Annotated in this window: 16 protein-coding genes, 6 tRNA genes and 2 other RNA genes; 10 read left to right on the top strand and 14 right to left on the bottom strand. The window is 60.5% G+C overall.

The features are described 5' to 3' along the window. Positions 1 to 52: 52 nt before the first annotated feature. Together EGY12_RS00915 and eutC are read left to right on the top strand one after the other, a co-directional pair. Positions 53 to 1,438, top strand: a complete 1,386-nt coding sequence (locus tag EGY12_RS00915; RefSeq protein ID WP_123892282.1) for an ethanolamine ammonia-lyase subunit EutB — start codon at positions 53 to 55, stop codon at positions 1,436 to 1,438. Further along, positions 1,435 to 2,226: an ethanolamine ammonia-lyase subunit EutC gene (eutC, locus tag EGY12_RS00910; protein WP_123892281.1), complete on the top strand. Its 792-nt coding sequence runs from the start codon at positions 1,435 to 1,437 to the stop codon at positions 2,224 to 2,226. The genes EGY12_RS00915 and eutC overlap by 4 nt, the downstream gene beginning before the upstream one ends. Here the strand turns inward: eutC and EGY12_RS00905 are convergent. After that, positions 2,205 to 3,107 carry a LysR family transcriptional regulator gene (locus EGY12_RS00905; protein WP_123892280.1) on the bottom strand — a complete coding sequence of 301 codons (903 nt, stop codon included), beginning with the start codon at positions 3,105 to 3,107 and terminating at the stop codon, positions 2,205 to 2,207. The two genes, eutC and EGY12_RS00905, sit on opposite strands and share 22 nt — an antisense overlap. A 450-nt stretch (positions 3,108 to 3,557) precedes the next feature. Between EGY12_RS00905 and budA the strand changes: the two genes are divergently transcribed. The 3 genes from budA to EGY12_RS00890 all read left to right on the top strand — a co-directional run bounded on the left by budA (position 3,558) and on the right by EGY12_RS00890 (position 7,782). After that, a complete protein-coding gene (gene budA / locus EGY12_RS00900; RefSeq protein WP_123892279.1) occupies positions 3,558 to 4,337 on the top strand; it encodes an acetolactate decarboxylase in 780 nt (259 codons plus the stop codon). A 32-nt stretch (positions 4,338 to 4,369) separates the two neighbouring features. Next, positions 4,370 to 6,055: an acetolactate synthase AlsS gene (gene alsS, locus EGY12_RS00895; RefSeq protein WP_123892278.1), complete on the top strand. Its 1,686-nt coding sequence runs from the start codon at positions 4,370 to 4,372 to the stop codon at positions 6,053 to 6,055. Positions 6,056 to 6,195: 140 nt separating this feature from the next. Beyond that, entirely contained in the window at positions 6,196 to 7,782 is a 1,587-nt protein-coding gene (locus EGY12_RS00890; RefSeq protein ID WP_123892277.1) for an ABC transporter substrate-binding protein, read from the top strand. Positions 7,783 to 8,055: 273 nt separating this feature from the next. On the opposite strand, the gene EGY12_RS00885 is transcribed toward EGY12_RS00890, so the two are convergent. The 10 genes from EGY12_RS00885 to EGY12_RS00840 all read right to left on the bottom strand — a co-directional run bounded on the left by EGY12_RS00885 (position 8,056) and on the right by EGY12_RS00840 (position 13,174). Further along, positions 8,056 to 8,862 (bottom strand): ABC transporter ATP-binding protein, encoded by an 807-nt coding sequence (locus EGY12_RS00885; protein ID WP_123895533.1) that lies wholly within the window; start codon positions 8,860 to 8,862, stop codon positions 8,056 to 8,058. Between the two features lie 17 nt (positions 8,863 to 8,879). Next, positions 8,880 to 9,917 carry an iron-enterobactin ABC transporter permease gene (fepG, locus tag EGY12_RS00880; RefSeq protein WP_123892276.1) on the bottom strand — a complete coding sequence of 346 codons (1,038 nt, stop codon included), beginning with the start codon at positions 9,915 to 9,917 and terminating at the stop codon, positions 8,880 to 8,882. Further along, positions 9,917 to 10,972 (bottom strand): Fe(3+)-siderophore ABC transporter permease, encoded by a 1,056-nt coding sequence (gene fepD / locus EGY12_RS00875; protein ID WP_123892275.1) that lies wholly within the window; start codon positions 10,970 to 10,972, stop codon positions 9,917 to 9,919. Before fepD ends, fepG begins: the two co-directional genes overlap by 1 nt. Before the next feature lie 214 nt (positions 10,973 to 11,186). Continuing rightward, positions 11,187 to 12,194 (bottom strand): Fe2+-enterobactin ABC transporter substrate-binding protein, encoded by a 1,008-nt coding sequence (gene fepB, locus EGY12_RS00870; protein WP_123892274.1) that lies wholly within the window; start codon positions 12,192 to 12,194, stop codon positions 11,187 to 11,189. Between the two features lie 204 nt (positions 12,195 to 12,398). Further along, positions 12,399 to 12,522, bottom strand: a non-coding RNA gene (locus EGY12_RS00865) — RtT sRNA. A 75-nt stretch (positions 12,523 to 12,597) separates the two neighbouring features. Further along, positions 12,598 to 12,721: non-coding RNA, RtT sRNA (locus EGY12_RS00860), on the bottom strand. Between the two features lie 75 nt (positions 12,722 to 12,796). Then, a tRNA-Lys gene (locus EGY12_RS00855) sits at positions 12,797 to 12,872 on the bottom strand. Positions 12,873 to 12,879: 7 nt separating this feature from the next. Next, positions 12,880 to 12,955, bottom strand: a tRNA-Val gene (locus EGY12_RS00850). A 38-nt stretch (positions 12,956 to 12,993) separates the two neighbouring features. Then, positions 12,994 to 13,069, bottom strand: a tRNA-Val gene (locus EGY12_RS00845). A 29-nt stretch (positions 13,070 to 13,098) separates the two neighbouring features. Beyond that, positions 13,099 to 13,174, bottom strand: a tRNA-Val gene (locus tag EGY12_RS00840). Positions 13,175 to 13,468: 294 nt separating this feature from the next. Here EGY12_RS00840 and gltX point away from each other — a divergent pair. Then, positions 13,469 to 14,884, top strand: a complete 1,416-nt coding sequence (gene gltX / locus EGY12_RS00835) for a glutamate--tRNA ligase (protein WP_123892273.1) — start codon at positions 13,469 to 13,471, stop codon at positions 14,882 to 14,884. Positions 14,885 to 14,950: 66 nt separating this feature from the next. Here gltX and EGY12_RS00830 read toward each other — a convergent pair whose 3' ends face one another. Further along, positions 14,951 to 15,736: a formate/nitrite transporter family protein gene (locus EGY12_RS00830; RefSeq protein ID WP_047730144.1), complete on the bottom strand. Its 786-nt coding sequence runs from the start codon at positions 15,734 to 15,736 to the stop codon at positions 14,951 to 14,953. A 308-nt stretch (positions 15,737 to 16,044) separates the two neighbouring features. On the opposite strand from EGY12_RS00830, the gene EGY12_RS00825 reads away from it, so the two are divergent. Then, positions 16,045 to 16,120: transfer RNA gene (locus EGY12_RS00825), tRNA-Ala, on the top strand. Between the two features lie 60 nt (positions 16,121 to 16,180). Next, a tRNA-Ala gene (locus EGY12_RS00820) sits at positions 16,181 to 16,256 on the top strand. A gap of 118 nt (positions 16,257 to 16,374) precedes the next feature. On the opposite strand, the gene EGY12_RS00815 is transcribed toward EGY12_RS00820, so the two are convergent. Next, a complete protein-coding gene (locus tag EGY12_RS00815) occupies positions 16,375 to 17,562 on the bottom strand; it encodes a NupC/NupG family nucleoside CNT transporter (protein WP_004936373.1) in 1,188 nt (395 codons plus the stop codon). A gap of 377 nt (positions 17,563 to 17,939) precedes the next feature. Between EGY12_RS00815 and EGY12_RS00810 the strand changes: the two genes are divergently transcribed. Beyond that, positions 17,940 to 19,175, top strand: coding sequence for an Nramp family divalent metal transporter (locus tag EGY12_RS00810; protein WP_123892272.1), 1,236 nt, complete (start codon positions 17,940 to 17,942; stop codon positions 19,173 to 19,175). 40 nt (positions 19,176 to 19,215) lie between these two features. Here the strand turns inward: EGY12_RS00810 and EGY12_RS00805 are convergent, their stop codons facing one another. Next, on the bottom strand, positions 19,216 to 19,626 hold the full coding sequence (locus EGY12_RS00805) for a DUF2502 domain-containing protein (RefSeq protein WP_123892271.1): 411 nt from the start codon (positions 19,624 to 19,626) through the stop codon (positions 19,216 to 19,218). On the opposite strand from EGY12_RS00805, the gene EGY12_RS00800 reads away from it, so the two are divergent. After that, positions 19,625 to 19,825 carry a hypothetical protein gene (locus EGY12_RS00800; protein ID WP_123892270.1) on the top strand — a complete coding sequence of 67 codons (201 nt, stop codon included), beginning with the start codon at positions 19,625 to 19,627 and terminating at the stop codon, positions 19,823 to 19,825. The two genes, EGY12_RS00805 and EGY12_RS00800, sit on opposite strands and share 2 nt — an antisense overlap. Positions 19,826 to 19,845: the final 20 nt, after the last annotated feature.

Below are 19,845 nucleotides of genomic sequence, written 5' to 3'. Positions count from 1 at the left end.
CTACACTTGGTGCAGGGCTTTTATCTCGTCACTCAGGGCAAGGGAGGGGGCTATGTATCAGGCAACGGTGGGCCAACGCGGCTATCGCTTTGGTGACCTGCGTCAGCTGATGGCGAAGGCTTCGCCGGCGCGTTCAGGTGATTATCTGGCGGAGGTGGCGGCGCAAAGCGCCGAAGAGCGCATGGCGGCGCGCATCGCGCTGGCGGACTTGCCGCTCAAGGCGTTCCTGCAGCAGGCGCTGGTGCCGTACGAGCAGGATGAGGTGACGCGCCTGATTATCGACGGCCACGATGCCGCCGCCTTTGAACCCATCTCGCACCTCACGGTCGGCGATTTTCGCGACTGGTTGCTGAGCGAGCAGGCGGACAGCGCCATGCTGGCGCGGGTGGCGGCCGGCATAACGCCGGAGATGGCAGCGGCGGTGAGCAAGATCATGCGCAATCAGGATCTGATCCTGGTGGCGAAGAAGTGCCGGGTGGTGACGCGGTTTCGCAATACGATTGGCCTGCCGGGCCACCTCAGCGTGCGGCTGCAGCCCAATCATCCGACCGACAGCCTGCAGGGCATCGCCGCCAGCATGCTGGACGGCCTGTTGTACGGCAGCGGCGATGCGGTGGTCGGCATCAATCCGGCCAGCGACAGCCTGCCGTTGTTGGAAAAGCTTAACTACATGCTGGACGACGTGATCCAGCGCTTTGCCATTCCTACCCAATCCTGCGTGCTGACTCACGTGACCAACACGCTGCGGCTGATGGATCGTGGCGCGCCGGTGGATCTGGTGTTCCAGTCGATCGCCGGTACTGAAGCGGCCAATCGCGGTTTCGGTATCAGCCTGGCGCTGCTGGCGGAAGCGCAGCAGGCAGCGCTGAGCCTAAGGCGCGGCACGCTGGGCGACAACGTGATGTATTTTGAAACCGGGCAGGGCAGTTGCCTGTCGGCCAACGCCCATCACGGTATCGATCAGCAGACCTGCGAGGCGCGTGCTTATGCGGTGGCGCGCCATTTCTCGCCGCTGCTGATCAATACCGTGGTGGGGTTTATCGGCCCCGAATACCTGTATGACGGCAAGCAAATTATCCGTGCCGGACTGGAAGACCACTTCTGCGGCAAGCTGCTCGGCCTGCCGCTGGGCTGCGACGTCTGCTACACCAACCATGCCGAAGCCGATCAGGACGACATGGACACACTGCTGACGCTGTTGGCCACCGCCGGGCTGACGTTCCTGATCGGCGTGCCGGGCGCGGACGACATCATGCTCAACTACCAAAGCACGTCGTTCCATGACGCGCTCTATATCCGCGAGCTGCTGGGGCTGAAGCACGCGCCGGAGTTCGCCGCCTGGCTGGCGGCGATGAACATTACCGATGAGCGTGGGCGGCTGCGCGACGCCGCCGCCAATCATCCGCTGTTGCTGGCATTGCAGGGAGAGCGCACATGAGCAAACCGGTTCACGCCAACAGCTGGGACGCGCTGCGTGCCTTTACCGATGCGCGCATCGCGTTGGGGCGCACCGGCGCCAGCCTGCCGACCGACGAGCTGCTGCGCTTCGGCCTGGCTCATGCCCAGGCGCGCGACGCGGTGCATCAACCTTTCGACAGCGAGCGGCTGGCGGCGGATCTGCGCGATGCCGGTTGGCCCACGCTGGCGGTACACAGCCAGGCCGCCGACCGCGCCGCCTATTTGCGCCGTCCGGATCTGGGGCGGCGATTGGCGTCGGACAGCCGCAGCTTGCTGCTCGGTTCGCCATCGCGCCGCGTCGATCTGCTGCTGATAGTGGCGGACGGCCTCTCCTCCAAGGCGGTGCACCGCCAGGCGCTACCGCTGTTGCAGGCGTTGCGTCCCTATCTCGATACACTGGGGCTGACCGTTGCACCGGTGGTGTTGGCACATCAGGCGCGGGTGGCGCTGGGGGATGAGATCGGCGAATGTCTGCTGGCTCAGGCGGTGGCGGTGCTGATCGGCGAACGACCGGGGCTGTCGTCGCCGGACAGCCTGGGCGTCTATTTGACCTGGGGGCCGAGCGCGAGCAGAACGGACGCCGAGCGCAACTGTATCTCCAACGTCCGTCCCGAGGGGCTGGATTACCCGCAGGCGGCGTTCCGCCTGGCCTGGCTGCTGGAGCAGGCGTTCCAGCGCCGGCTGAGCGGCATCGAATTGAAGGACGAGAGCGACAACCCGGCACTGTACGGCCGAGTGACGCCGCTTTACCCCCAGCTGGGCGGCTGACCGATGGTTTGCTGCAGCAGGGTGGTGAAGGCCGCCAGCCGGGCGGATACCTTCGCCGTCGGGCGCAGCAGATAGATGCCTTGCTGCTCATGGCGCGGATCTTCCAGCATTTGCACCAGTTGCCCATGCTGCACGTCCGGCCCCACCACCCAGTTGGGCAGGAAGGCGATGCCGAGCCCGAGCAGCGCGGCCTGGCGCTGTGCGGTGAAGTCGTCGCAGCGCAGCGCCATGGTGCAGCGGCTCATCAGCGCCGCGTCGAGGATCTGCGCCCAGCAGGCCGGCTGCTGCTTGTGGTAGCGGGCGATCAGCCGATGCTGCGGCAGCGCTTCCAAATCGGCCGGCAGGCCATTGCGGGCGACGTAGGCGGGGCTGGCGCACATCACCCAGCGTTGGGTGGCGATACGGCTGGCATACAGCGAACTGTCCTTCTGCTCGCCGATGCGAATGGCGGCGTCGAGCCGTTCCTGCGTCGGATCGGTCAGGCGTTCGGTCAGATCGAGATCGACAGACAGCTGCGGATAGCGTTCCGCCAGCGTCGGCAGCAGCGGCAGCACATAGGTTTTGCCGAAGGTCGGCAGGCAGCTGATGCGCAGCGTGCCCTGCGGCGTTTCGTTCAGCGCGCTCAGCTCGGCGCGAAGGCCGGTAATGTCCGTCATCAGCGCGGCGGCGCGCGTCAGCAACAGCTCACCGGCGTCGGTCAGCAGCAGGCCACGGGTGGATCGCACGAACAGCGCGGCGCCGAGCGCGCTTTCCAATGCGTCGATGTGGCGCACCAGTGAGGAGGGCACCATGCCCAGCCGGCGCGCGGCGGCGGAAAAGCTGCCCAGGCGGGCGACGTCGAGAAAGATCGGCAGATGTTCAACATAACGGGCGTCATTCATTTTTGCATTATATGCAAAAGCGTTTCTTATGAATACCCGCTTCTCTGCCGACGGCGCGGCGGCTACTCTGGCTGCGGGTTGGCGACGGGCTTCAACGCCGTCCCATCCCGGCCGTATAGAGAGAAAACGTATAAACCTCGCGGCGCTTAGCACCAAATAGCAGATGTTTTTCCCAGGCTGCGCGAGCCGTCTGCGGAGTTGATTGTCGCTCCAACACCAGATTAACCGTTCAATTTGATAACCGGTTCAGTCTCAATGATTAGTAAGCCTTTACTTTATCTCATTCTGATCTGATACCTGGTTATCGGCCGGCCAGCCGTGCCGGTTTTTTTGTCGCCTTAGGCTGAATCGTTCCAACTGATGAACGCGGCTTGGGGGGCATCTTGGCTCACGCCGGTGGGTCTTTTGAACGCGCGGAACCGCGATCCCGCACTGGTGGAGGAGTTAGTCATGAACGAAAAACACGGGTGTTCCTGTGCGCGCCATTTGGCGCAGGGTTTTGCCAGGCAGTCGATCAACGCTGGGGAGGGCGAAATCTATCAAATCTCGCTGATGAGCGCGCTCATCGACGGGGTTTACGAAGGAGAGACCACCATTGCCGAATTGCTCAAGCACGGCGATTTCGGCCTCGGTACCTTCAATCACCTGGACGGCGAACTGATCGCTTTCGACCAGGAAATACACCAGCTGCGCGCCGACGGCAGCGCCCGGCCGGCCGGCCTGCAACAGAAAACCCCCTTCGCCGTCGTCACCTTTTTCCACCCCAGCGTCAGTCAGCAGTTCGACCGGCCGATCACCAAGGCGCAGCTGCATCAGTGCATCGACGAGCAGGTCGCCTCGCCGAATCTGTTTTGCGCGGTGCGGGTCGACGGCGAGTTCAGCCACGTGGAAACCCGTACCGTGCCGCGTCAGGAGCGGCCCTATCGCCCGATGCTGGAGGCGATAGAAGAGCAGCCGACCTTCTCGTTCCATCAGCGGCGCGGCACGCTGGTCGGCTTCCGCTCGCCGGATTACATGCAGGGCATCGGCGTGGCCGGCTATCACGAACACTTCGTTACCGACGACCGCAGCGGCGGTGGCCACGTGCTGGACTACCAGCTCGATCATGGTCGCCTGCAGTTTGGCGTCATCACGCGTCTCAATCTTCAGTTACCGCATGATGCGGATTTCTTGCGCGCCAACCTCTGCCCAGAGGATTTGGATCGCGCGATTCGTTCCGCCGAGGGCTAACCCCGGCGATCGTTTTCTTAGGAGGTGGAACCATGGCACAGGAAAAAACAGGCAATGACTGGCAATGCGGCGCCGATTTGGTGGTGAAAAATCTGGAAGCGCAGGGCGTCAAACACGTTTTCGGCATTCCGGGCGCCAAGATCGACCGAGTGTTCGACTCGCTGGAAGACGCGCCGTCGATTGAAACGGTTGTAGTGCGGCATGAGGCCAACGCGGCCTTTATGGCGGCGGCGGTCGGCCGCTTGACCGGTAAGGCCGGGGTGGCGCTGGTCACCTCCGGGCCGGGTAGCTCCAACCTGATCACCGGGCTGGCCACCGCCACTTCGGAAGGGGACGCGGTGGTGGCCTTCGGCGGGGCGGTGAAGCGCGCTGATAGCCTGAAGCAGACGCACCAGAGCATGGATACTGTCAGCATGTTCCGGCCGGTGACCAAGTATTGCGCCGAAGTGCATGCCGGTTCGGCGATTTCCGAGGTGATCGCCAACGCCTTTCGCCGCGCCGAGTTTGGTCGACCGGGGGCATCGTTCGTCAGCCTGCCGATGGATATCGTCAATGAACCGGTCAGTGCGCCGGTGCTGGCCGGCTGCCGCTTGCCGCGCATGGGGGCCGCGGCGGCGGACGACATTCAGGCGGCGGTGAAACTGATCCGCCAGGCCAAATGCCCGGTATTGCTGCTCGGCCTGCAGGCCAGCCGGCCAGAGAACAGCGAGGCGGTGCGCCATCTGCTGTACCGCACCCATATGCCTGTGGTCGGCACCTATCAGGCGGCGGGGGTGATCGACGTCAACCACTTCGCCCGTTTCGCCGGCCGCGTCGGCCTGTTCAACAACCAGCCGGCCGATCAGCTGCTGCAGAAGGCCGACCTGGTGGTGAGCGTCGGCTATGATCCGATCGAATACGATCCCTGCATGTGGAACAGCCACGGGCGGCTGAAACTGGTGCACATCGACGTGCTGCCGGCGGATATCGATACCTGCTATCGGCCGGACGTCGAGCTGGTGGGCAACATCAGCGCCACGCTGAACATGATGACCGAAATGTTCTCTGAGGCGGTCTGCGTGCCGTCGGAGGTGGAGCTGATCCTCACCGATCTCGGCCGCCAGCGCACTGAACTGGCGGAGCGTGCCGCCCGCCGCGGCGGCATGCCGATCCACCCGCTGCGCATCGTCAAGGAGCTGCAGGACATCGTCAGCGACGATGTAACCCTGTGCGTGGACATGGGCAGTTTCCATATCTGGATCGCCCGCTACCTGTACAGCTTCCGCGCCCGCCAGCTGTTGATCTCCAACGGCCAGCAAACCATGGGGGTGGCGCTGCCGTGGGCCATCGGCGCGGCGCTGGTGCGCCCCGGCGACAAAGTGGTGTCTATCTCCGGCGACGGCGGGTTCATGCAGTCGAGCATGGAGCTGGAGACCGCGGTGCGGCTGAAAAACAACATTGTGCACGTCATCTGGGTCGATAACGCCTACAACATGGTGGAGATGCAGGAAGTGAACAAATACCAGCGCAAATCCGGCGTGGAGTTTGGGCCGATTGACTTCAAGGCCTACGCGGAATCCTGCGGCGCGGTCGGTTTCGCCGTGCAGTCGGTGGACGATCTGCGGCCGATGCTGCGTAAGGCGATGGCGATCCAGGGGCCGGTGGTGGTGGCCATTCCGGTCGACTACGCCGACAACTATAAGCTGATGGCGCAGATGAACTTCAGCCAGATGATTTAATTTCATCATCGCGCGGTTTCACCGGGGCAGGCCGCTTGCGCGCCTGCCCGTTTTTATGTGCGGAATTTGTCCTTTACATCGCTAACTGCATGATTTATTGCTATCCGTTGGGCTGTTTTTTCACCACTGGGGATAGCGCAATGAAAAGAAAAGCAATAACGATCGGGTTGCTGGCGTTGGCGATAGCCGGCGGCGCGCGGGCCAATACGCTGGTCTACTGTTCCGAAGGCTCGCCGGAAGGCTTCAACCCGCAGCTGTTCACCTCCGGCACCACGGTGGACGCCAGTTCGGCGGCGATCTACAACCGGTTGGTGGATTTCAAACCCGGCACCGTTGAGCTGCAACCCAGCCTGGCGGAAAGCTGGGAGGTGAGCGAAGACGGCAAGCGTTATACCTTCCACCTGCGCAAGGGCGTGGCATTCCAGAGCAATAAATATTTCACGCCCACCCGCGATTTCAACGCCGATGACGTCATCTTCTCGTTCATGCGGCAGAAGGACGCCAACAACCCGTACCACAAGGTCTCCAACGGCGCCTACACCAATTTCGAGTCGATGGAATTCGGCACGCTGATCGATCGGATCGTCAAGGTGGACGACCACACCGTGCGCTTTGAGCTTTCCCGCGCCGAGGCGCCGTTCGTCGCCGATCTGGGCATGTACTTCGCCACCATTTTTTCGGCGGAATATGCCGACGCGATGCTGAAGGCCGGCACGCCGGAGCGAGTGGACAACGATCCGATCGGCACCGGTCCGTTCCAACTGGTGCAGTACCAGAAGGACGCGAAAATCCTCTACAAGGCGTTCGATCGTTACTGGGAAGGCAAACCCAAGATCGACCGGCTGGTGTTTTCGATCACGCCGGATGCGACGGTGCGTTACGCCAAGCTGCAAAAGAACGAGTGCCAGGTGATGCCGTTCCCCAACCCGGCGGATCTGGCGCGCATGCGGCAGGACGGCAACATTCAGGTGATGGAAAAATCCGGCTTGAATATCGGCTTCCTGGCGTTCAACACCCAGAAGAAACCGTTGGATAACGTCAAGGTACGCCAGGCGTTAGCGCTGGCGGTCAACAAACCGGCGATCATCGATGCGGTGTTCCACGGCGCCGGCCAGCCGGCCAAGAATCTGCTGCCGCCGACCCAATGGGGCAGCAACGCGCAGCTTGAAGACTACCCGTATTCGCCGGAGCGGGCGAAACAGCTGTTGCAGGAAGCCGGGCTGGGGCAGGGATTCGACATCGATCTGTGGGCGATGCCGGTGCAGCGGCCCTATAACCCCAACGCCAAGCGCATGGCGGAGATGATCCAGGCCGACTGGGCGAAAATCGGTGTGCGCGCCAAAATCGTCACCTTCGAGTGGGGCGAATATTTGCAGCGGATTAAAAACGGCGAACATCAGACCGCGCTGATGGGCTGGACCACCGCCAACGGCGATCCGGACAACTTCTTCGGCCCGCTGTTCACCTGCGCTTCGCTCGGCGGCTCCAACTCGGCGAAATGGTGCTACAAACCGTTCGACCAGCTGATCCTGCAGGCGCGCGAGGAGAACGATCACGCCAAGCGGGTGGCGATGTACCAACAGGCGCAGGTGATGATGCACGATCAGATGCCGGCGCTGATGATCGCGCACTCGACCATCTTCGAACCGGTGCGCAAGGAAGTGAAAGGCTACGAAATAGACCCGTTCGGCAAACACATCTTCAAGCAGGTGTCGCTGGAGAAGTAACCAAAAGGCCGGGGTAACCCCAATGCCGCTCAGTTAAGACTGAGTGGCATTTTTTTTCCAGCCTCTGGGCGTTCTGTGCAGGGGAATTGCCGTAAATGTCCTGCATTTCTCTGTTACCGCAATGAACGGCAATTGGAGGGGCCGATGGCGCGGCCCCTGCTCGGTCGAGGTGCATGAGCCACATAGAGCATCTCACTTTTATCGACCGAAAATGTCACGAATGCCTGCATAAAAACGCTAACTGACCAGCATTACGGGGTAACCCGGCCTTTTTCATGCCTGCGGCGCGTCGCAGTGGTAGCGGCCGCGCGGGATCACCAGCGGCGTGTGGGACAGCGGATCGTCGATGATCATGCACGGCATGCCGAACACCCGCTCCACCAACTCGGCGGTGATGATCTCCGCCGGTTTCCCCTCCGCTACGATCTTGCCGTCGCGCATGGCGATGATGTGATCGGCATAGCGGCAGGCGTGGTTGAGATCGTGCAGCACTGCGATGAGAGTTTGGCCGTGCTCGCGGTTGAGCTGACGGAACAGATCCAGCAGCTCGATTTGGTGCGCGATGTCCAGATAGGTGGTCGGTTCATCCAGCAGCAGCAGCGGCGTTTGCTGTGCCAACGCCATCGCCACCCAGACGCGCTGGCGCTGCCCGCCGGACAGCTCGTCGACGCTGCGGTCCGCCAACTGGCTGACGTTGGTGGCCGCCATGGCGGCTTCCACCGCCTGTTTGTCGGCCTGCGTCCACTGTTTCAGCAGGCTCTGGTGCGGATAGCGGCCGCGCGATACCAGGTCTGCCACGGTAATGCTGTCCGGTGCGATCGAGGTTTGCGGCAGCAGGCCAAGCTCGCGCGCCAGCGCCTTGGTGGCGAAACTGCTGATGTTTTTGCCGTCCAGCATCACCTCGCCGGCGCTGGGTTTCAGCAGACGGCACAGAGCGCGCAGCAGCGTCGATTTGCCGCAGGCGTTCGGCCCGACGATCACCGTGAAGGCGCCGTCGGGGATCGCCACGCTCAGATCGTCAGCGATGATTTTATTGTCGTAGCCCAGCTTCAGGTGCGAGGCGTGCAGGCGGTGGCTCATGGCGTTATCACTTTTCATTATCTGCGGGCCTCACGGATGAGCAGCCAAATCAGGTACAGGCCGCCGATGCAGACGGTCACGACCCCGACCGGCAGTTGGATCGGCGCAAAAAGATGTTGGGACACCACGTCGGCGCCCAGCAGCAGCGTCGCGCCCATCAGCGCCGAGGACGTCAGGGTGACCGAGGATTGTCCGGCCAGGCGGCGGGCGATCTGCGGCGCCGCCAGCGCGATAAAGGAAATCGGCCCGGCGGTGGCGGTGACGGCGGCGGTGAGGGTGACGCCGAACAGCATCAGCCACAGCCGGCTGCCTTCGGCGTTCACGCCCAGCGCGCGCGCCGTGTCGTCGCCCATTTCCAGCAGCTGCAGCCGTTTGCCCATCAGCAGCGCGGCCGTGGCCGCCAGCACGATGAACGCCGTGGCGGGCTGGGCTTTCTGCCAGGTCATGCCGTTGAGCGAACCGGCCTGCCACATGGCGGCGTCCATGGCGCGCTCCAGCGAGGCGGTGATGATCAGCCAGGTATTGGTGGAGACCAGCACCGCGCTGATGGCGATGCCGACGATGATCAGCCGGAAGCCGGCGATACCTTGCCGCCAGGCGAGCAGGTAGATGGCCAGCGCGGAGAGAATGCCGCCGGCCAGCGCGCCGCCGGCGATGTAGTAGTAGCCGCCGTTGAACAGGGTGATGGCGATCAGCGCGCCGGTGTAAGCTCCCATGTTAAAGCCAATCACGTCCGGGCTGCCGAGTGGGTTGCGAATAATCGACTGGAAGATGGCGCCGCTCATGCCGAGCGAGGCGCCTAACAACAGCGCCATCGCGATGCGCGGCAAACGCCATTGGGTGACCACGGTGACCAGATTTTTCGGCGCCTCGCCGCTGAGCGCGGCAAAGACCTGTTCCAGCGAAAGCTGCAGCGTGCCGTAGCAGAGCGCGGCAACGGCCATCGCCAGGCACAAAGCCAGCAGCGAAAGATTGACCAACAGCAGGCGCAGCGGCATGCGCCAGTTAATGACGCCGTCCGGGCGGCCGATATGCAACGTGTGGGGCAGGCTCATCACAGACCCCCCAGCGTTTTCTTGCGGCGCACCAGCCAGATCAGCACCGGCGCGCCGATAAACGCCGCCACGATGGAAACTCGCAGCTCACCGGCCGCCAGCAGCCGGCCGGCCACGTCGGCGCACAGCAGTAAAATCGGCGCCAGCAGCATGGAGTAGGGCAGGATCCAGCGCTGGTCGGGGCCGACCCACCAGCGGGCGATATGCGGCACCATCAGGCCGATAAAGCTGATTGGGCCGACGGTGGCGGTCGCCGCGCCGCACAGCAGCGTGATGGCGATCACCGCGACGACCTGAGTCAGCACCACGCGCGCGCCAAGCGCGATAGCCAGATCTTCCCCCATGCCGATAGTATTCAGCGGCCGGGCGATGATCAGCGTCAGCAGGCAGCCGAGCAGAATGGCGGGGGCGGTGACCGGCAGCGTGGATAGCGTGCGGATATCCAGCGTGCCGGCCTGCCAGAAGCGCAGTTGGTCGAAGGTTTGCGGATCGATAAGCGACAGCCCGGTGGTGATGCCGAGCAACACCGCGCCGATCGCCACGCCGGCCAGCGTCAGCCGCACCGGGTTGATGCGCCCGCCCGCCAGCGTGCCGATCAGGTAAACCAGCAGGGTGGTGAGGGCGGCGCCGATGAAGGCGTAGGCCATATAGCTTTCGGTGGTGGCCGCGCCGAAAAACATAATGCCGATGACCACGGCGAAGCTGGCGCCGGCGTTGATGCCGAGCACGCCGGGATCGGCCAGCGGATTGCGCGTCAATGCCTGAATCAGCGCGCCGGCGGCGCCGAGCGCCATGCCGGCCAAGATGCCCGCCAGCGTACGAGGTACCCGGGCGTTGAGAATGATGGTGCTGTCGGAACCGCTCGCGGCGCCTTGCAGGCTGAGCCAGACGGTATGGAAGGGGATGGCTTTGGAACCCAGCATCAGGCTGGCAATGATGCACAGCAGCAACAGCGCCAAGCCGATACCGAACCCGGCGATGCGTTTGAAGCCACTGGCGTAAGCTGCGTGCGGTGCGGACGAAAGCGTCCGCTCAGTCGGAGTGGGTACGTTCACACCGGTAACTCCTGTATGATTTTTATTCTCATTGTTATTTGCGTTCATGCGGGCGCTAATAGTAGCACGAGTTTACGCCCGCATGCACCCGCCGGTTGGTGGCGCAGGTGCGTTGACGATGTTAATAACTATTGATATTTCAATTGATTGAATGTGAACGGTTGCCCTGTTTATGGCAAACGTCGGCAGGAGGCTGGCCTGCCGACGGCGTGGTTCAGGGCTTTTTGAACAGTCGTTCGATTTGGTTCAGCATGTTGGTGGCGCTGTAGTAATCGAGACGGAAAGTGTCGTTGCCGACGGCGTAGACGTGCCGCTGTTCCACCGGCTCCAGATGTTTGAGGAACGGGTTGGTCAGCACCTCTTGCACTTTACGCTCGTTGGTGGCGAACAGGATCAGCGTTTTGCCGTTCAGGCCCTCGGCCATTTTTTCGCCGGAGATTTGGATGATGTCATGGCGTTTACCCATGCTGGCATTGCCTTTGGCGCTTTCCGGCGGGATGGCCAGTTGGAAGCCGAGCTGGGTCAGCAGCTTGCCCTGGGCGGAACCCGGCGTCCACAGCATGGCCTCGCGGCCGTTGTCGGCATATACCAGCGGAGTGGTCGGCTGCGGCGGCAGCGCGATCGCCTGTTTCACTTGCTCCACGCGCTGTTCGAAACGATCCTCCGCCTGTTTGGCGCCGGCTTCATGGCCGGTGATTTCGCCGAGCTCGCTGGCCAGCTGTTGCCAGCTTTTGTCGCCATAATCGAGCACCAGCGTCGGCGCAATGGCCGACAGCTGATCGTACAGTTTCAACGCCGAATCTCCGCCGGTCGCGGCGACGACGATCAAATCCGGCGCGGCGGCGGCAACGGCTTCAGCATTGGGCTCCACTTGATACAGCCGTTCGACGTGGCGCTGTTTGGCTACCTCGCTCCACTGGGTAAAGAAGCCTTGTTTATCGGCCACCAGAGGGTTCGGGCTGGTGGCGCCGCTGGCGACCACCGGGGCGTCGATAGCCAGCAGCGTGCCGGTGATGGTGACGCTGGTGGACACGATGCGCTGCGGCGGTTTTTCCAGCGTGAACTTCCCTTTGGCGCTGTCGATGGTGCGCGGCCAACTGCTGTCGGCAGCAGGGGCGGACGGTTTCTGCCCGTCGCTCTTGTCGTCCGGGCCGCAGCCGCTGAGCAGCAGGCTGGAAGTGGCGATAAATGCAATGAACAGCTGGCGTAAGGATAGGGTCATGAGCGGGCTCTTTCTTTCCTTGAACTAAGGCGTATCAATCCGGCGGCGGATTGGCTGCGTGGTGGATGCCCGCTAATTTACCATTCAAGCCGCCAAAATGATAACCATTCGTATCTTAGCGTGTGGTGAATTGAGAGAATAAGAAGAAGGGGAAGTGAGTGCGGCAGAAACGAAAAAAGCGCCAAAAGGCGCTTTTTTCTGAATTGGTGGGTCGTGCAGGATTGATTCGGCCCGTGGCCTCACCCTGCGGGCAACGCTGCGCGTTGTCGTATCGCTGCGCGATGCTCGAACCTCTACGGTTCTTCATCCTGCACGACTCGGTAAACTATGCCTGCGAGAAGATGAAGTCAGAGTTGGGTGGCACAGAAACGAAAAAAGCGCCAAAAGGCGCTTTTCTCTGAATTGGTGGGTCGTGCAGGATTGATTCGGCCCGTGGCCTCACCCTGCGGGCAACGCTGCGCGTTGTCGTATCGCTGCGCGATGCTCGAACCTCTACGGTTCTTCATCCTGCACGACTCGGTAAACTATGCCTGCGAGAAGATGAAGTCAGAGTTGGGTGGCACAGAAACGAAAAAAGCGCCAAAAGGCGCTTTTCTCTGAATTGGTGGGTCGTGCAGGATTCGAACCTGCGACCAATTGATTAAAAGTCAACTGCTCTACCAACTGAGCTAACGACCCGCAGAAGTGGTGGGTGATGACGGGCTCGAACCGCCGACCCCCTCCGTGTAAAGGAGATGCTCTACCAACTGAGCTAATCACCCACTTCAGGACTTCCAGGTACTGCTAAACGAGAGAATGATGGTGGGTGATGACGGGCTCGAACCGCCGACCCCCTCCGTGTAAAGGAGATGCTCTACCAACTGAGCTAATCACCCTCATTCGTTCTCATTTTTACTCAACAAGATGGTGGGCGATGACGGGCTCGAACCGCCGACCCCCTCCGTGTAAAGGAGATGCTCTACCAACTGAGCTAATCGCCCCGTCTTGTTGGAGTCGCATTATAGGGATAGTTCAAAGTGAGTCAACGGTTTTTAAAATGATTTCAATCGTTCGCCGCAAATTTAGGCAGGGCGCGATAATTATCGCCAGCGGCGCCGATTCTTTGCGCAACGCTATGCGAAACTCGCCGCAAAACGCGCGAAATCGACCGGCGCAATATCGTGTCGGCGTTGAGGAATTAGCGCGTGGTGATACAATGTCGTCCACTCTTTTTTCAATTCCGAGCAATCGTCGGCAACCGCCGACACGCGTTGCGTAATAAGGCAGTGAACCCAATGAAAATCAAAACCCGTTTTGCACCGAGCCCGACCGGCTATCTTCACGTCGGCGGCGCGCGTACCGCACTTTACTCCTGGTTGTTCAGCCGCCATGCGGGCGGTGAGTTCGTTCTGCGTATCGAAGATACCGATCTGGAACGCTCCACCCAGGACGCGATCGACGCAATTATGGATGGCATGAACTGGTTGAACCTGGATTGGGATGAAGGCCCGTATTTCCAGACCAAGCGTTTCGATCGTTACAACGCGGTCATCGACGAGATGCTGGAGCAGGGCACGGCCTATAAATGCTATTGCTCCAAGGAACGTCTGGAAGCGCTGCGCGAGAAGCAGATGGAAAACGGCGAGAAGCCGCGTTACGACGGCCACTGCCGCGACAGCCAGTGCAGCCACACCGACGACGAGCCGCACGTGGTGCGCTTCCGCAACCCGCAGGAAGGCTCGGTGATCTTCGACGACAAAATTCGCGGCCCGATCGAATTCAGCAACCAGGAGCTGGACGATCTGATCATCCGCCGCACCGACGGTTCGCCAACTTATAACTTCTGCGTCGTCGTCGATGACTGGGATATGGAAATCACCCATGTGATCCGCGGCGAAGACCACATCAACAACACCCCGCGCCAGATCAACATTCTCAAAGCGCTGGGCGCGCCGGTGCCGGAATACGCGCACGTGTCGATGATCCTCGGTGACGACGGTAAAAAGCTGTCCAAGCGTCACGGCGCCGTGGGCGTTATGCAGTACCGCGAAGACGGCTATCTGCCGCAGGCGCTGCTGAACTACCTGGTGCGCCTGGGCTGGTCCCACGGCGATCAGGAGATCTTCTCCATCGACGAGATGAAAGAGTTCTTCACGCTGGAAGCGATCAACAAATCCGCCAGCGCGTTCAATACCGAGAAGCTGCAGTGGCTGAACCACCACTACATCAACCATATGCCGGCGGAAGAAGTGGCGGTGCACCTGGCATGGCACGTTGAGCAGCTCGGCCTTGAAACCCGCAACGGCCCGGAACTGAAAGACATCGTCAAGCTGCTGGGCGAGCGTTGCAAAACGCTGAAAGAGATGGCGGAGTCCTGCCGTTACTTCTACGAAGACTTCAGCGAGTTCGACGCCGACGCGGCCAAGAAGCACCTGCGCCCGGTGGCGCGTCAGCCGTTGGAAGCGGTGCGCGCCAAGCTGGCCGCCATCACCGTCTGGACGCCGGAAAACGTGCACGACGCCATTCAGGGCACGGCGGATGAGCTGGGCGTCGGCATGGGTAAAGTCGGCATGCCGCTGCGCGTTGCGGTGACCGGCGCCGGCCAGTCGCCGGGCATGGACGTGACCGTGCATGCGATCGGCCAGAAGCGTTCGCTGCAGCGCATCGACATGGCGCTGGCTTACATCGCCGAGCGCGAAGCGCAAGCCTGATTCGCTGGTACGCCATAAAAAAAAAGCCCCGTGGAGCGATCCCGGGGCTTTTTTCATGGCGGTGCGTCAGGCTTGCTCGCTAGCCGGCAGCCCCGGGCGGTAGGCGAGGAAATACATCAGCCCGACAAAGCCGGCGCCCCCCAGCGCGTTGCCGAGAAATACCGCGACGAAATTGGGCAGATACTGCTCCCAGCCCATGCCGCCGGCAAAGATGGCCGCCGGGATGATGAACATATTCGCCACCACGTGCTGGAAGCCGATGGCGACAAAAGCCATGACCGGGAACCACATGCCGATCACTTTGCCCGGCACATCCTTGCTGGCGAAGGCTAACCACACCGCCAGGCAGACCAGCCAATTGCAGCCGACGCCGGAAATGAAGGCGTGCAGGAAGTCCGCATCCACTTTGGCCTGCGCGATCGCCAGCGTCTTATGCAAGAACGCGCCTTCGGTCAGGCCCAGCAAATGGCCGAAGAAGTAGGCGACGGCCAGGCTGCCGGCCAGGTTGGCCAGGGTGACCCAAAACCAATTGCGTAGCACGGCGATGGCGGGGATTTCACGGGCAAACCAGGCCATCGGCAAGGTCATCATGTTGCCGGTCAGCAGTTCTCCACCGGCCAGAATGGTCAGGATCAAACCGATAGGAAAGACCGCGGCACCCAACAGGGCGCCGAAAGAGCCCCATTCGGCCGGCAGGGTGCCGATGACGTGAATATCCAGCAGAAAGCCGGTGGCAATAAAAGCGCCGGCGAGAAAGCCCAGAATCAACAGATTAGCGAGAGGGGCGCGGCTTTTGTTTACCCCGGCCTGAACGGCGAGGGCGGCGATTTCTTTTGGTGAATGCAAAGACATGACGGACTCGGTTTATAGTAATGAAGTTTATGGCGCGGGCAGTCTATGCCGCTCGGGAGTCCGACTCAAGCGCATTTCACTAACATTCCATTAATTAAAAATCAACGTGATATGCAGGGTCTTTTGCCATTTTGAGATGTAGCGCGCAAAATGGATGAACTCTGCACAAAGTGATGATTTTTTGGCGCCAAACATGCTGATTTGGCGGCTTTTTCAACGCTTGATTCAGGAATTCAATTTAGCCGTTGACAGCTTTGAGCGGGTTTCATATTATGCGCCCCGTTCACAGCACAAAGTGATTGTGGAACGGGGCTATAGCTCAGCTGGGAGAGCGCTTGCATGGCATGCAAGAGGTCGACGGTTCGATCCCGTCTAGCTCCACCAACCTTCTTCTCAGAAAGGTTGGGGAATACCGTAACGCCGGTCAAAGCGTACCACTTTTGTGGGGCTATAGCTCAGCTGGGAGAGCGCTTGCATGGCATGCAAGAGGTCGACGGTTCGATCCCGTCTAGCTCCACCACCATTTAAAAAGCCGACCTTAGGGTCGGCTTTTTGCTTTGCGTCATTTCATCTTCGCCGAATGCCGGCCAACAAAAAAGGCGCCCGCAGGCGCCTTGGTATCGCAGTGGGTTCGAGGCTTAGCCCAGCACCAGGCCTGCGATGGAAGCGGACAGGATGCTGACCAGCGTAGAGCCGTACACCAGCTTCAGGCCAAAGCGCGACACCACGTTGCCCTGGTGTTCGTTCAGACCCTTGATCGCGCCGGCCACGATGCCGATGGAAGAGAAGTTGGCGAAGGAGACCAGGAACACCGACAGGATCCCCAGGCTGCGCGGCGACAGTTCGGCAGACACTTTCTGCAGCTCCATCATTGCCACGAACTCGTTGGAAACCAGCTTGGTGGCCATGATGCTGCCGACCTGCAGGGCTTCGTGCTTAGGAATACCCATGATCCAGGCGAACGGATAGAAGAAGTAGCCGAGGATTTCCTGGAAGCTCAAGCCGAAGATGGCGCTGAACACACCGTTGAGCGCGGCGATCAGGGCGATGAAGCCGATCAGCATCGCGGCAACGATAATCGCTACCTTGAAACCAGCCAGGATGTATTCACCCAGCATTTCGAAGAAGCTCTGGCCTTCGTGCAGGTTGCCGAGGTGCAGCTCTTCTTCTTTATTGGTGTCGTACGGGTTGACCAGCGACAGCACGATAAAGGTGCTGAACATGTTCAAGACCAGCGCCGCCACCACGAACTTGGCGTCCAGCATGGTCATGTAAGCGCCGACGATGGACATGGAAACCGTAGACATCGCGGTCGCCGCCATGGTGTACATGCGCTTTTCCGACATCTTGCCCAGGATATCCTTGTAGGCGATGAAGTTTTCGGATTGGCCCAGGATCAGCGAGCTGACGGCGTTGAACGACTCCAGCTTGCCCATGCCGTTCACTTTCGACAGCACGGTACCGATAATGCGGATGATGAACGGCAGCACTTTGATGTACTGCAGAATACCGATCAGCGCCGAAATGAAGACGATCGGGCACAGCACCTTCAGGAAGAAGAACGCCAGGCCTTTGTCGCCCATGCCGCCGAATACGAAATCAGTCCCTTGTCCCGCAAACCCGAGCAGTTTGTCAAACAGCGCGGCAAATCCTTTTACGAAGCCCAAACCCGCTTCCGAATGCAGGAAAAAGTAGGCCAGCAGTACTTCGATAACCAGTAATTGAATAACATAGCGAATGCGGATGCTTTTGCGATCGCGGCACACCAACAGGGCCAGGATCGCCACCACCACTATCGCCAACGCAAAGTGCGCAATATGGGACATGTTTGCTCCAAATTTGAGGCAGGCTGAATTTCGGCTGTCATTTTATGTAACGCTACGTTTAAAAACGAGACTTCTATTGCAAATATGGAAAATCATAGCGGGAATTCTCCTAAAGTGTTGCGCAAAAGCATAAAAAATCAAGATGTTAAAGCAGCAATAGGAAATTCGTATTCTTGTGCTAACCTGTCTTTCAGGGGTATTGCAGCCAAAATCCCATCAGAAAAGCACGGAAATCGGCAAGCTCCGCGCTCAACCCTTCGATAAAACCGTTAATGTTGGCTATTACAGAGATAAGTTTTACCGCTCTAAATGCGCTTGATAATTATTATCATTTATATAGAGTGGAGATAAACGTAATTTCAGTAAGGGTTCAACATATGCTGAACAGTCGCGTGGTTGAAACCACCTCTGGGCGCTCCGCCAGAAAAATCAAACTCTCGCTGATGGGGCCTGCCTTCATCGCCGCTATCGGCTATATCGATCCCGGTAACTTCGCCACCAATATCCAGGCCGGCGCCTCGTTCGGCTACAGCCTGCTGTGGGTGGTGGTTTGGGCTAACGTGATGGCGATGCTGATCCAGCTTTTGTCTGCCAAGCTGGGCATCGCCACCGGGAAAAACCTGGCCGAGCATATTCGCGATCGCTTTCCGCGGCCGGCGGTGTGGGCCTATTGGGTGCAGGCGGAGATCATCGCCATGGCGACCGATCTGGCCGAGTTTATCGGCGCGGCGATCGGCTTCAAGCTGCTGCTCGGCGTTTCCCTGTTGCAGGGCGCAGTGCTGACCGGCATCGCCACCTTTTTAATCTTGATGCTGCAAAAGCGCGGGCAAAAGCCGCTGGAGCTGGTGATTGGCGGCCTGCTGCTGTTCGTCGCTGCCGCTTATATCGTCGAGCTGGCGTTCTCCCAGCCGCAGGTCGCGCCGCTGCTGAAGGGCATGGCGCTGCCCGATCTGCCTAACGGCGATGCGGTATTTCTGGCCGCCGGGGTATTGGGCGCCACCATCATGCCGCATGTGATCTACCTGCATTCGTCGCTCACCCAAATCGGCGGCGAGCACGACAAGGCGGAACGCTATGCCGCCACCAAAGTCGATGTCGCCGTGGCCATGACCATTGCCGGTTTCGTTAACCTGGCGATGATGGCCACCGCCGCCGCCGCGTTTCATTTCAGCGGCCACAGCGGCATCGCCGATCTTGACGTGGCTTACCTGACGCTGCAACCGCTGCTCGGGCAAGCCGCTGCCACCGTGTTTGGCCTGAGCCTGGTGGCCGCCGGCCTCTCCTCTACCGTGGTGGGCACGCTGGCGGGGCAGGTGGTGATGCAAGGGTTCGTGCATTTCCATATCCCGCTGTGGCTGCGGCGCGCGGTGACCATGCTGCCGTCGTTTATCGTCATCATGCTGGGGATGGATGCGACGCGCATTCTGGTGCTGAGCCAGGTGCTGCTCAGCTTCGGCATTGCGCTGGCGCTGGTGCCGCTGCTGGCTTTCACCGGCAATCGGGCGCTGATGGGGGAGATGGTCAACGGTCCAGTGGTACAAAACCTGGGCAAGCTCATCGTGCTGGTGGTGGTGGGATTGAACGGCTATCTGCTGATCGGCAGCGTGATGTAGGCAAAACAGCGCGGGCCGGCATGGTGCCGGCCCGTCGTCGTTAATCGCGGTCGTCATCGCCGTGGCGGCGCCAGCGATCGCGATCATGATCGTGGTGGTGTTTTTTCTCTTTCTTCCAGTAATGCTTGTCGCAACGGTGGTCACACTTGTAATAACGGCCATCGCGCGAGTAGTAATATTTGCGCCAATAGTCGCGGTCGCGCCAGCGATAGCCGTCCCAGTAATAGCCACGCGGGCTGCGGTCGCCGAGATAGCGGCCCTGATGGCCTTGCCACCAGTCGCGATCGCGCCAGTCGTAACCGTCCCAGTAACGGCCGCGATTGTCCTGATCGCCGATGCGCAATGAAACGCCCGGCATCAGATCGATGCTGAGCCCTTCGGCGTGAGCCTGCTGTGCGGCGGGCAGCGCCGTCGCCGCCAAGATGGCGGCCAAGAACAGAGGTTTAAACATGACTTCTCCTTTCCGCTTGCGCGGCCTGGCCGTTGATCACTTTATGAAGCGCGTTCATCAGTTTAAAAAGCGGCCTTATCGTTATTTTTGCTGCAATATCGGCATCATAGCGCCGGCGCATAGGGTTGAATCTGAGAGCAACTCTGAAAACGGCGCCGGAGGCCGAGATTTGAGATTTTTCTGGGACATCGCCGCTTAATGGAACGGCGATGTTTGTAA

Origin of the sequence: Serratia sp. FDAARGOS_506 (genome assembly GCF_003812745.1) — a bacterium.
Taxonomy (GTDB): domain Bacteria; phylum Pseudomonadota; class Gammaproteobacteria; order Enterobacterales; family Enterobacteriaceae; genus Serratia.
This window is presented reverse-complemented; position numbering and strand designations above follow the sequence as displayed.

Excerpts from the sequence above, each read along its gene's own strand:
- EGY12_RS00805 (WP_123892271.1), bottom strand. The coding sequence starts at position 19,626 with ATGTTTAAACCTCTGTTCTTGGCCGCCATCTTGGCGGCGACGGCGCTG.
- eutC (WP_123892281.1), top strand. The coding sequence starts at position 1,435 with ATGAGCAAACCGGTTCACGCCAACAGCTGGGACGCGCTGCGTGCCTTT.
- budA (WP_123892279.1), top strand. The coding sequence starts at position 3,558 with ATGAACGAAAAACACGGGTGTTCCTGTGCGCGCCATTTGGCGCAGGGT.
- EGY12_RS00890 (WP_123892277.1), top strand. The coding sequence starts at position 6,196 with ATGAAAAGAAAAGCAATAACGATCGGGTTGCTGGCGTTGGCGATAGCC.
- alsS (WP_123892278.1), top strand. The coding sequence starts at position 4,370 with ATGGCACAGGAAAAAACAGGCAATGACTGGCAATGCGGCGCCGATTTG.
- EGY12_RS00815 (WP_004936373.1), bottom strand. The coding sequence starts at position 17,562 with ATGTCCCATATTGCGCACTTTGCGTTGGCGATAGTGGTGGTGGCGATC.
- EGY12_RS00810 (WP_123892272.1), top strand. The coding sequence starts at position 17,940 with ATGCTGAACAGTCGCGTGGTTGAAACCACCTCTGGGCGCTCCGCCAGA.
- fepG (WP_123892276.1), bottom strand. The coding sequence starts at position 9,917 with ATGAGCCTGCCCCACACGTTGCATATCGGCCGCCCGGACGGCGTCATT.
- EGY12_RS00915 (WP_123892282.1), top strand. The coding sequence starts at position 53 with ATGTATCAGGCAACGGTGGGCCAACGCGGCTATCGCTTTGGTGACCTG.
- fepB (WP_123892274.1), bottom strand. The coding sequence starts at position 12,194 with ATGACCCTATCCTTACGCCAGCTGTTCATTGCATTTATCGCCACTTCC.
- EGY12_RS00905 (WP_123892280.1), bottom strand. The coding sequence starts at position 3,107 with ATGAATGACGCCCGTTATGTTGAACATCTGCCGATCTTTCTCGACGTC.
- EGY12_RS00800 (WP_123892270.1), top strand. The coding sequence starts at position 19,625 with ATGACTTCTCCTTTCCGCTTGCGCGGCCTGGCCGTTGATCACTTTATG.
- EGY12_RS00830 (WP_047730144.1), bottom strand. The coding sequence starts at position 15,736 with ATGTCTTTGCATTCACCAAAAGAAATCGCCGCCCTCGCCGTTCAGGCC.
- gltX (WP_123892273.1), top strand. The coding sequence starts at position 13,469 with ATGAAAATCAAAACCCGTTTTGCACCGAGCCCGACCGGCTATCTTCAC.
- EGY12_RS00885 (WP_123895533.1), bottom strand. The coding sequence starts at position 8,862 with ATGAGCCACCGCCTGCACGCCTCGCACCTGAAGCTGGGCTACGACAAT.